10 protein-coding genes are annotated in these 11,433 nt (G+C 64.3%); 3 read left to right on the plus strand and 7 right to left on the minus strand.

What is annotated here, in order from left to right:
* Positions 1–36 precede the first annotated feature (36 nt).
* Entirely contained in the window at positions 37–1,203 is a 1,167-nt protein-coding gene (locus EOA75_RS20235) for a pyridoxal phosphate-dependent aminotransferase (protein WP_127324989.1), read from the plus strand.
* 11 nt (positions 1,204–1,214) lie between these two features.
* Here EOA75_RS20235 and hemA read toward each other — a convergent pair whose 3' ends face one another.
* Complete coding sequence (gene hemA, locus EOA75_RS20240) at positions 1,215–2,492, minus strand: 5-aminolevulinate synthase (RefSeq protein ID WP_127324990.1); 1,278 nt, start codon at positions 2,490–2,492, stop codon at positions 1,215–1,217.
* Between the two features lie 281 nt (positions 2,493–2,773).
* Here hemA and galE point away from each other — a divergent pair, with 281 nt between their 5' ends.
* Positions 2,774–3,769 carry a UDP-glucose 4-epimerase GalE gene (galE, locus tag EOA75_RS20245; RefSeq protein ID WP_127324991.1) on the plus strand — a complete coding sequence of 332 codons (996 nt, stop codon included), beginning with the start codon at positions 2,774–2,776 and terminating at the stop codon, positions 3,767–3,769.
* Between the two features lie 181 nt (positions 3,770–3,950).
* The gene (locus EOA75_RS20250; RefSeq protein ID WP_127324992.1) at positions 3,951–5,207 is read left to right on the plus strand and encodes a D-amino acid dehydrogenase; all 1,257 of its coding nucleotides are present in this window, start codon (positions 3,951–3,953) and stop codon (positions 5,205–5,207) included.
* Positions 5,208–5,292: 85 nt separating this feature from the next.
* Here EOA75_RS20250 and EOA75_RS20255 read toward each other — a convergent pair whose 3' ends face one another.
* From EOA75_RS20255 to rhaS, 6 genes are all read right to left on the minus strand, one after another.
* Positions 5,293–6,657 (minus strand): FGGY-family carbohydrate kinase, encoded by a 1,365-nt coding sequence (locus tag EOA75_RS20255; RefSeq protein ID WP_127324993.1) that lies wholly within the window; start codon positions 6,655–6,657, stop codon positions 5,293–5,295.
* Positions 6,654–6,968 (minus strand): L-rhamnose mutarotase, encoded by a 315-nt coding sequence (rhaM, locus tag EOA75_RS20260; RefSeq protein ID WP_164746900.1) that lies wholly within the window; start codon positions 6,966–6,968, stop codon positions 6,654–6,656. Before rhaM ends, EOA75_RS20255 begins: the two co-directional genes overlap by 4 nt.
* Complete coding sequence (locus EOA75_RS20265; protein ID WP_127324994.1) at positions 6,968–7,969, minus strand: ABC transporter permease; 1,002 nt, start codon at positions 7,967–7,969, stop codon at positions 6,968–6,970. Before EOA75_RS20265 ends, rhaM begins: the two co-directional genes overlap by 1 nt.
* The gene (locus EOA75_RS20270) at positions 7,966–8,943 is read right to left on the minus strand and encodes an ABC transporter permease (protein ID WP_066996846.1); all 978 of its coding nucleotides are present in this window, start codon (positions 8,941–8,943) and stop codon (positions 7,966–7,968) included. The genes EOA75_RS20265 and EOA75_RS20270 overlap by 4 nt, the downstream gene beginning before the upstream one ends.
* Positions 8,940–10,496: a sugar ABC transporter ATP-binding protein gene (locus EOA75_RS20275; protein WP_245466690.1), complete on the minus strand. Its 1,557-nt coding sequence runs from the start codon at positions 10,494–10,496 to the stop codon at positions 8,940–8,942. Before EOA75_RS20275 ends, EOA75_RS20270 begins: the two co-directional genes overlap by 4 nt.
* A 120-nt stretch (positions 10,497–10,616) precedes the next feature.
* A partial coding sequence (rhaS, locus tag EOA75_RS20280; RefSeq protein ID WP_127324996.1) for a rhamnose ABC transporter substrate-binding protein occupies positions 10,617–11,433 on the minus strand: 817 nt, incomplete at its 5' end.

Raw genomic sequence — 11,433 nt, forward strand, 5'->3', positions numbered from 1 at the left:
GGTAAGAGCGCAGCAAAACGAGCACGGATTTTGTCCATGACCCTGATTGAGACCTTGCGCGCCGAAGCCCGTGCTGCCCCCGAAAGCGGCATTGTCGCCGTCGTCAATCACGGCCGCTTGCGCGAAGGCCTGATCCCGCTCTGGGCCGGAGAGGGCGACCTGCCGACGCCTTCCTTCATCAGCGATGCCGCCGCAGGCGGCCTCGCCAATGGCGAGACCTTCTACACCTGGCAGAAAGGCATTCCCGAGCTCAGGCAGGCGCTCGCCCGCTACTATGCCAGGTATTTCGGCCAGCGCTTCGCCGAGGAAGAATTCATCGTCACCGGCTCGGGCATGCATGCCATTCAACTGGCCATCGACGCGATCGCCGGCAGCTGCGACGAGGTCGTCTATCTTTCGCCGGCGTGGCCGAATTTCGCTGCCGCCGCCGGTGTTGCCGGCGCTGTTCCCGTGCCGGTCACGCTCGACCAGTCCGGCAATGGCTGGTCCTGCGATGTCGACAAGATCGCAGCCGCCATCACGCCGCGTACCAAGGCGCTGTTCATCAATACCCCCTCGAACCCGACCGGCTGGACAGCCGACAAGGAAACGCTTCAAGCGATCCTCGATCTGGCCCGCACGAAGAAGCTTTGGATCATCGCCGACGAGATCTATGCGCTGTTCCACTATGGCCACGGCCGCGCGCCGTCTTTCCTCGATATCGCAACGGCGGAAGACCGCATCCTGTTCGTCAACAGCTTCTCCAAGAACTGGGCGATGACCGGCTGGCGAGTCGGCTGGATCAAGACGCATCCGGCGCTGCAGCAGGTGTTCGAGAACCTGATCCAGTATTCGACCTCGGGCGTCGCCCAGTTCATGCAGCGCGGCGCGGTTGCCGCCCTCGACGAGGGTGACGGCTTTATCGTCGAGCAGGTGGAGCGGGCACGTGCGGCGCGCGATCTGGTCTGCGACATCCTGGGTGCCACCGGCAAGGCGCGCTTCACCGTGCCGCAAGGTGCGTTCTACCTGTTCTTCACTGTCGACGGCATCACCGATTCCCGCGCCGCCGCCTTCGACATCGTCGACAACGCCAATGTCGGGCTGGCGCCCGGCACGGCCTTCGGCCCCGGCGGGGAGGCCTTCCTCAGGCTATGCTTCCACCGCCGCCTCGATCAGCTCGAGGAAGCGGCAAATCGCCTGGCGAAATGGATGAAGACGGTGTGAGACGGGCGGCTTCAGCCGCCTGACTTCGGCACCAGGAGTGGAATAACCCGGTCGCTCTTGGCGACGGCCGGACGGCCGGAGGCGGCATAGGGGATGCCGAGCGCATCCCAGGTCTCGACCAGCGCGTCCTGCAGTTCGGCGATCAGCGCGTCCGAATGGAACGGGGTGGGCGTGATGCGCAGCCGTTCGGTGCCGCGCGGCACCGTCGGATAATTGATCGGCTGGATGTAGATGCCGTGGACGCCAAGCAGGCGGTCGCTCGCCATCTTGCAAAGCTCGGGATCGCCGACCAGCACCGGCACGATATGGGTGGCCGATTCCATCACCGGCAGCCCGGCCGCGGCAAGCACCTGCTTGGCCCGCGCTGCCTGGCGCTGCTGGGCGTCGCGCTCGGCCTGCGAGCGCTTCAAATGCCTGATCGAGGTGGTGGCGGCCGCCGCGATCGCGGGCGGCAGCGCGGTGGTGAAAATGAAGCCCGGCGCATAGGAGCGCACCGCGTCGATCACAGCGCTCGTGCCGGTGATGTAGCCGCCCAGCGTGCCGAAGGCCTTGGCCAGCGTCCCCTCGATGATGTCGATGCGGTCGGCAAGACCCTCGCGCTCGGTGATGCCGCCGCCGCGCGCACCGTACATGCCGACAGCATGAACCTCGTCGATATAGGTCAGGGCGTTGTAGCGCTCGGCGAGCTCGACGATCTGCTTGATCGGCGCGATGTCGCCGTCCATCGAATAGACGCTTTCGAAGACGATCAGCTTGGCGCGCTCGCGTCCTGCCGCCTGCAGCAGGCTTTCCAGATGCGCAACGTCGTTGTGGCGGAAGATCTTCTTCTCGGCCCCGGAACGCCGCACGCCTTCGATCATCGAGGCATGGTTCAACTCGTCCGAGATGAGCAGGCAGTTGGGCAAGAGCCTGGCGATGGTCGAGATCGAGGCTTCGTTGGAAACGAAACCGGAGGTGAAGACCAGCGCCGCCTCTTTGTCGTGCAGGTCGGCGAGCTCATGCTCCAGCTCGACCAGCGGGTTGGACGTGCCGGAAATGTTGCGGGTGCCGCCAGCGCCCGAGCCCATCCGGCCTGCCGCGTTCTGGAAGGCGGCGATGACGTCCGGATTCTGGCCCATGCCGAGATAGTCGTTGGAGCACCAGACGGTGATTTCCTGGGCGCGACCGTTGGAGCGCCAGATGGCGCGCGGGAACTTGCCCACGATGCGCTCGAGGTCGGCGAAAACGCGGTAGCGCCGCTCGGCATGGAGCTGGTCGATCGCGTCTTCGAAGAACCGCTGGTAGTTCATGTCGGCTTCCCAGTTTTGCGCCGGATCATAGTCACGGGCCTATGTTACGTCCACCGCGCCGCACCGGTCAAAATGCCACGCCCCGCGCCTGTTCCTAACGATGCCGGATCATGGCCTATTCCCGGGGATGTGAACCAGCTTTGTTTCGGTACGATGCCTCGGGCAGGCGGAACTGTTACAGACTTAACACTAAAATGGGAGGCTAATGGGCTTACGGCGGGGTTTCCAGCACGGCGGCTGTTGAGACAGTTTCCGATAAATCTTGATCAGCGAGGTAAGCGATGACGGTTTTGGTGACGGGCGGTGCCGGCTATATCGGCAGCCACATGGTCTGGGAGCTTTTGGACGCCGGCGAAAGCGTCGTCGTGCTCGACAGGCTTTCCACCGGCTTCGAATGGGCGGTGGCGCCGGAGGCGAAGCTCGTCGTCGGCGACGTCGCCGATCGCGATCTGGTCGGCCGGATCATCCGGGAAAACAAGGTCGACGCCATCATCCATTTCGCCGGCTCGATCGTGGTGCCGGAATCCGTCGCCGATCCGCTCGGCTATTACGAGAACAACACCTGCAAGACGCGCGCGCTGATCGAAACCGCCGTGCGCGAGGGCGTGCCGCACTTCATCTTCTCGTCCACCGCAGCCGTCTATGGCGGCGCCGGGCTGGAGCCGGTGCGCGAGGACGCCCGGCTAGCGCCGGAATCGCCTTACGGCCTCTCCAAGCTGATGAGCGAGTGGATGCTGCGCGATGCCGCGATTGCGCACGACATCCGCTACACGGCGCTGCGCTATTTCAATGTCGCCGGCGCCGATCCCAAGGGCCGCACCGGACAGTCGACGCCCGGCGCCACGCATCTGATCAAGGTCGCCTGCGAGACGGCGCTCGGCAAGCGGCCATTCATGCAGGTCTTCGGCAGGGACTATCCGACACCGGACGGCACCTGCATCCGCGACTACATCCATGTCAGCGATCTGGCGGCGGCGCACCGGTTAGCACTGCAGCGGCTGCGCGATGGCGGGGAGAGCCTCGTCGCCAATTGCGGCTACAGCCATGGCTATTCGGTGCTGGAAGTGATTGACAGCGTGCGCCGCGCCTTCGGCCATGATTTCGACGTTCGCATGGGTGCGCGGCGGCCGGGCGACGCCGCCGCCGTGGTCGCCAATTCCGACCTTGCCCGCAAGGAGTTCGGCTGGACGCCGCAGCGCGACGATCTCGACCAGATCGTCAAGGATGCGCTGGCCTGGGAACGCATCCTGACGACCAAGAACTCCGTTCGAAACTAAGCAGTTCAGGAAAGTGTGTAGCGGTTGGGTTCGGCGACTTCGCCGTAGCCTTCGTCCCGGAATTGCGTAATGAGACTGACCTGTTGGGCCAAGGGCTCGTCCGGCGAGTTTAGACGCGGTATTGAGGCTCATGCGGTGGTGTGCCGAAGGCGCACTGTTGGAATGAGCCTTGAGGGACGGCATGAAGGTCTTGGTGCTCGGCGCCGGCGTGATTGGCACGGCGGCCGCCTACTATCTGGCTAAAGACGGTCATGAGGTGACGGTGATCGAGCGCCATGAGGCAGCGGCGCGCGGCACCAGCCAGTCGAACGCCGGCCTGGTCTCGCCGGGCGACGCCACCGCCTGGGCCTCGCCGGCGGCGCTCAAGACCTTTCTGCGCGCGCTCTGGAACCATGACCTCGGCATCAAGGTCCGGCTGCGCCTCGATCCGTATTTCTATGCCTGGAGCCTGCGCTTCCTGCGCGAGTGCACCGTAGCGCGCCTGCGCGCCAACACCGACGTCAAGCTGAAGCTCGCGCTCTATTCGCGCGACTGCATCAATGCGCTCTCGGAGGCGACCGGCATCCATTACGACGAACGCAAGAAAGGCATCCTCTACTTCTTCCGCTCGCAGAAAAGCTTCGACACCGGCACCGACAATTACCGCTACCTCGGCGAGCGCGGCCTGCCGATCGAGATCGTCGGCCGCGACCGCTTGGCCGAGCTGGAGCCGGGCCTTGCCAGCGTGAAGGACAAGATCGCCGGCGGCATCTATTCTCCAATCGACCAGACCGGCGATTCCAAGCAATTCGTCGACAAGCTCGCCGCCTATGCGGCCGAGAAGCTCGGCGTCAGGTTCCTGTTCGGCACGACAATCGAGGGCCTCGACATCGAGGGCGACCGGGTGCGAGCCGTGATGACCTCGGCCGGACCGGTAACGGGCGACGCCGTCGTCATTTCGATGGGACCCGAAAGCGGCCTGTTCGGCCGCCGCTACGGCATCGACCTGCCCGTCTACCCGGTGAAGGGCTACACCGTGACCGTCCCGCTCGAGGACGAAAGCAGGGGCCCCACCATGGGTGGCGCCGACGAAGACCGGCTGATCGGCTATTCGAGGCTGGGCAACCGGCTGCGGATGTCCTCGACGGCGGAATTCATCGGCTTCGATCGCAGCTTCAAGCCGGGTGATTTCAGAACCATCCTGGAAACCGGCAAGGACCTGTTCCCGGGCGCCTTCGACGAGAAGAAGGCGCTGCTTTGGGCAGGCCTGAGGCCGATGATGCCGAGTTCCGTGCCCATCTTCGGTCAGGCGAAATACCGCAACCTCTATCTCGACACCGGCCACGGCCATCTCGGCTGGACCATGGCTTGCGGCTCGGGAAAATTCCTGTCCGACCTCGTCGCCGGCCGCAAGCCCGAGATCGATACGCAAGGGTTGCTTTACGCGACAGCGGGCTGAGACGTTCGGTCCGCAAGTTGCCACCGGCCTATGTCGGCGCTGGTCGGCGTGACCTGTCAAGTTGTGGCAAATACCATGGCGGGGATCATGTCCCGACGACCCGCTGCCACGCTCGCGCGTAATCATGCCAAGCCGGATCTGCGGGTGGCTCGGTCCGCTCGCCTTTGCTGATGACGGTAGCGCCGTCTGACGCCAGCAGTGCCGCGCCGATGCTCGTTCCTGTCGACGTCTCCGACGCAATGACAGCCCGTCCCGTTGCCGCCGCCAGCATGCGGATAAAAAGCGGGTTCCGCGCAAAGGGCCCTTCGACCGTCGTCGGCCCGTCGCCGCCAATCAACTCCAGGCAGGTCACGGTCATCAGCGCCAGATAGAACGAGATTGCGGTGAAGCGCTGGCCGGGAGGCAAGCCCTCGGCGTTGACCCATTGCGCGGCGCGGTGAGGGAATGGCCCGGAGCCTTGTTGGGTTGACGGCAGAAGCGATGCTTTTCGTGCCAGCACAGCGGCAACATCGGCCTCGGTCCAGTCCTGCGCCTGGCCCTCGGTCAGCAGCGAAAACTCGCGTCCACCCATGAAGCGCGCCGACGGCACGGGATCGCCGAGCGCATTGACATTGACCAGCGTGTCGCGCGCCGCATCGAGCTCGACCTTCTTGCCGCCGACCGCCATCGACACCACCCATGTGCCGGTCGAGACGACGGAGAAGGGCGGCCGATCGGACAACAGATGCGGCAGAAGCGAGGCGTTGGAGTCGTGCAGGCCGCAGAACACGGGAGTCGCGGGGTCGAGCCCTGTGAGTCGGGCAATCGCCGGCAGGATCGATCCGAGCCTGTCCTTCGCCCGACGCACGGGCGCCATCAGCGGACGCCAGCCCATCCTGTCGACCAGCGAGGAATAGTCGGACGTCCAGGGGTTCCACAGATCGGTGTGGCAGCCCAGCGATGTCACTTCGTTGGCGGCGACGCCGGTCAGCCGCAGCGCCCAATATTGCGGATACATCAGCATCGCGGCGGACTTGGCGAATTCCACTGGAAAGCGCTTTTGCTGCCAGAAGAATTGCGCGCCGAGATTGAGGCCGATCGGCAACCGCGGCGTGCCTGTTTCGGCGAAGGGAGGGCGCACGGCGTCGTAGTCGGCCGCAAGCTGGTCGGGGCTGTTAAATTCATAGTCGAGCACCGGCAGCACCAGTTCGCCGGCGGCGTCGACCAGCGCCCCGGTCGCGCCATGCGTGGTGATCGAGATCGCATCGATCCGCCGTTCGCGGTTGAGATCGGCGAGGCTGTTCAGGATGAACGTCCACAGCGCCTCGACATCGTGATGCGGGTAGGGCGCCTGCCAAACGGGCGCGTTCGCGGTGCGGCGCAGCGCGATCTCGCTCGGCTTCGTGAGCTCGACCAGCGCCACCTTGGCGTTGGTCTTGCCGATATCGATGACGGCGACGTGGCGGATCATGCCATATGGAACATGGTTTCCAGCGGCACCGCCACCGGCTCATTGTCGGGTTTGGTTTCCATGAGGTCGGCCATATGCGCCCACCAGCGCTGCATAACAGGATGTTTCGGCAGGTCGGCCATGCCGTGATCGTCACGTCGCCACAGCACGCCGAAGAGGATGCTGGTCTCCTCGTCGAGATGGATCGAATAGTCGGAGACGCCGGCCTCTCTCAGCAGCTCCGCCAGTTCAGGCCAGATCTCGGCATGGCGGCGCTTGTACTCGGCCTTCATGCCGGGATTGAGCTTCATCTTGAAGGCGTATTTCTCCATCAGCCGAAACGTCCTTCGCGCAGCCGCCGCCAGACGATCGGCAGCGCAATGACGATGATCAGCAGCAGGCCGATGAAGATCGACATGACGATGCCGGGCACGTTGAGCAGGCCGAGGCCGAAGGTCACCAGCCCCATCATGAAGGCGGCAAGCACCACGCCGAGGATGCTGCCGGCGCCGCCGAGGATCGATACACCTCCCAGCACCACCATGGTGATGGCCTCCAGCTCATAGCCCTGCGCGATCGACGGCCTTGTCGAGCCGAGCCGCGACGTGATCAGCACCGAGGCGATGCCCGACATCAGCCCGGTGAGGCAAAACAGGATGAATTTGATGCGGTCGACGCGCACGCCGGAGAATTGGCAGGCGACCGGATTGTTGCCAATGGCAAAGACGCGCCGGCCGAAGCTCGTGCGATGCAGCACGAACCAGTAGACCAGCGCCGCGAGAAGGAACAACGCCAGCTCGAACGAGAAAACCCACCAGACATAACCCTGGCCGAAGAAGGCGAAACTCTCCGGATATCCCTTATAGGCCTGGTCGCCGAGGATGATGAAGGCGATGCCGCGGAACAGGCTCATCGTGCCGATGGTGACCACAATGGAGGGCAGGCCGAGCCTGGTGACGAGCAATCCGTTGAAGGCGCCGCAGCCGAGCCCGACGGCGATGCCGATCGCGACCAGCACCGGCGTGCCGGCGCCCGCCTGCGCCGCCATGCCCATCATCGTCGAAGCGAGCGCGACGATCGCGGCAACCGACAGGTCGATCTCGCCCGAGATGATCAGCAGCGCCATGGCGAGCGCGATCAGGCCCTTTTCGGTGAAGTTGAAGGTCAGATCCGAGAGCGACCACGGGTCGAGGAAATAGGGCGAGGCCAAGCTGTTCACCGCGAAGATGAGGATCGCGATGACGACGAGCAGCGCCTCCCAGGAAAAGATCGCCGAAGAAAGCGGCTTGTCGAGCCGGTCGGGGATATGGCGCGGGGCAGGGGTGTCGGTCATGCCGCTTCCGCCTTTCTGAGGATGATGCGACCCTGCCGGCGCTCGCCGCGCGCGTTGAGCACCACGGCCAGGATGATGGCGCTGCCCGAGATCGCCATCTGCCAGAAGGGCGAGATGTTGATGACCGGCAGCGCGTTGGAGATGATGCCGAGGAAGAGCGCGCCGAGCACCGCGCCGCCGACCGAGCCGATGCCGCCGGCGATCGAGATGCCGCCGATGACGCAGGCGGCGATGATGTTGAGCTCGTAGCCGTTGGCGACTTCGACCGAGGCGATCACGTAGCGCGAGATCCATAAGTACCCGGCTAGCCCGCCGATCATGCCGGAAATGCAGAAGACGATGAACTTGGTGCGGCCGACATCGATGCCGGCATAGACCGAGGCGGTCGGGTTGACGCCGATGGCATAGATCGAGCGGCCGATCTGCGTGCGCGTCATCGCCAGAAAGAACAGCGCAATGACGAGAAGCGCGATCCACGACAGCACCGGCAGGCCGAGGAAGGCGGCGCGCTGGAAGTTGATGAAGTCGGGGCTCATCTGGTCGGCATTGACCCAGGCGCCGCCGGAGACGACGAAGGTGGCGCCGCGATAGATGGTGAGCGTGCCGAGCGTGACCACGATCGACGGGATATTCAGCCGCCACACCAGGATGCCGTTGATGGCGCCGAGCAAGAGGCCGACAAGCAGTGCGATGACGATCAGCACCGGGATCGGGATCGCCGGATGGGCGGCGTTGAGCATGGCCACTACCATGCCGGTGAAGCAGAGGTTGGACGCCATCGACAGATCGATCGAGCGCGTCAGGATCACCACCATCTGGCCGAGCGCCAGGATCATCAGGATCGAGGTGTCGTTGAACACCTGGCGCAGATTGGCCGGATCGGCAAAACCGGGGAAGCGGGTCGAGATCAGCCCGATCAGCAGGACGATGCCGGCGAGCAGCCAGATCTCGCGATATTTGAGAAAATTCTTCATGCCGCGATCCCCGCTGCGGTCCTGACCAGCGTCTCGGCGTCGAGGCCTTTGTTGTCGTAGGTGGCCGCGATACGGCCTTCACGCATGACCACGACCCGGTCGGACATGCCGAGGATTTCCGGCAGTTCCGAGGAGACCATGATCACCGATAGCCCCTGCGCCACGAGCTCGGCCATGAAGCCGTGCACAGCGGCTTTGGAGCCGATGTCGATGCCCTTGGTCGGCTCGTCGAGGATGATGACCTTCGGCGTCGTCGCCAGCCATTTGGCGATGACCACCTTCTGCTGGTTGCCGCCGGAAAGCGTGCCGACATCCTGGCTGAGCGACGAGGCGCGCAGGTCCAGCCGCTCGGTGTAGGAGCGGGCAAGTGAGAATTCTTCCGCCAGCTTGAGCACACCGGATTTCGAGGTGCGCGCAAGCGAAGGCAGCGATACGTTCTGAAAGATCGGCAGGCCGATGACGACACCCTGCTTGCCGCGCTCTTCCGGCACATAGACGATGCCGGCCTCGATCGAATCCGCCGCCGATTTCGGCGCGATTGAGTTGCCGTCCAGCGAGATCGTGCCGCGGCTGGTGCGCGTAATGCCGGCGATCGCCTGCATCACCTCGCTGCGGCCGGCACCGACGAGGCCATAGAAGCCGAGGATTTCGCCCTTGCGCAATTCGAAGCCGATATCGTCGAACTCGGTCGGGTGCGACAGGCCGGAGACCGACAGCACCGGCGCGCCGATCTTCGGCTCGCGCTGCGGAAAGATGTGGTCGACGTTGCGGCCGACCATCATACGCACGATCTCGTTCTGGCCGGTGTCCTTGAGCAGGCCTTCGCCTACCATCTCGCCGTCACGGAAGACGGTGTAGCGGTCGGCGATGCGGTAGATCTCGTCGAACTTGTGGCTGATGAAGAGCACCGCCTTGCCTTCGCTCTTCAGGAATTCGATCAAGAGGAAAAGCTCCTCGATCTCCTTCATCGAAAGTGCGGCGGTCGGCTCGTCCATGATGACGATGCGCGCGTCGATGGACATGGCGCGTGCCACAGCCACCAGATGCTTGTTGGCGATGCCAAGGTCCTTTAGCCGAGCATCGGCGTCGATCTGGCCGGCGCGCATCGTCTCCAGCACCTCGCGCGCATTTTTGCGCATGGTGCGCCAGTCGATCGTGCCGAAGCGGGTGCGCGGCGCATGGCCGAGGAAGATGTTTTCGGCGACCGAAAGGTCGTCGAACAGCACCGTCTCCTGATGGATGGCGGTGATGCCGTGGCCGAACGCGGCATGGGCGCTGGGCAGCGCCGTGGCCTGGCCGTCGATGCTGATCTCGCCGGCATCGGGCTGGTAGATGCCGGTCATGATCTTGACCAGCGTCGACTTGCCGGCGCCGTTCTCGCCGATCAGCGCCGTCACCTGTCCGGGATAGAGCGACAGGCTGACATTGTGCAGCGCCCGCACGCCCGGAAAACTCTTGGAGATGCCTAAGAGCGTCAGGCGCGGGGCCACTTTGCCCTCCCCCTCGCGGGGAGGCTCGCGAACAACGTGAGCGGGGTGGGGGTTGTCTAGCATATCAAGTTAAGGTCCTAGTGCATGGAGGTGTCGTCACCCCCGCCCCGTCTCGCCGGTTTTGCTTCGCGACACCGCCTCGCCGACCCTCCCCACAAGGGGGGAGGGTGCAGGCTCCTCAGATCAATAGATCTTTGAGAACTTCTCGATGTTGGTCTTGTCGAACTGGAAGGGCGGAGCCATCGCAGCCGAGTTGGTGTCGTCGAGCGTCACCTTGCCGACGCGGCCGATCGACAGCGTGGCGCCGGGCTTGGCCTCTTCTTTCTTCACCGCCAGGTCATGGGCGAGATAGATCGCCGAGTAGCCGAGGTCGATCGGGTTCCACAGCGCGACCGCCTGGCTGGCGCCGTTGTCGATGAACTTCTTGAACTCCGACGGCAGCGCGAGGCCGGTGACGTTGACCTTGCCGATCAGGTTCTCGTCGGTGACGACCTGCGCGGCGGCAACGACGCCGACGGTGGTCGGCGCGATGATCGCCTTGAGGTTCGGATAGGATTTCAACAGGCCCTTGGCTTCGTCGGTGCTCTTGGCGGAGTCGTCGTCGCCATAGACGGTGGCGACCAGCTTGATCTTCGGGAACTTCTCCGGCAGCACCTTCTTGGCCGCTTCGATCCAGGCATTCTGGTTGGTCGCGGTCGAGGATGCCGAGAGGATGGCGACATCGCCGCCTTCCGGCAGGTAGTCGGCGGCGAGCTTGATGATGGTCTCGCCGATCAAATTGGTGTCGGACGGGTTGAGGTGGAGCTGGCGGCCTTCCTTGGCGACGCCGGAGTCCCACGAGATCACGGTGATGCCGCGATCCATCGCCTTCTTCAGCACCGGCACCAGCGCATCGGCGTCATTGGCCGAGACGGCGATGGCATTGACCTTCTGCGCGATCAGCGAGTTGATCACCTCGATCTGCGCCTCCGCCGTCGCTTTGGTCGGACCGGTATAGATC

This window comes from Mesorhizobium sp. M1A.F.Ca.IN.022.07.1.1, from assembly GCF_003997575.1.
Classification (GTDB): domain Bacteria; phylum Pseudomonadota; class Alphaproteobacteria; order Rhizobiales; family Rhizobiaceae; genus Mesorhizobium.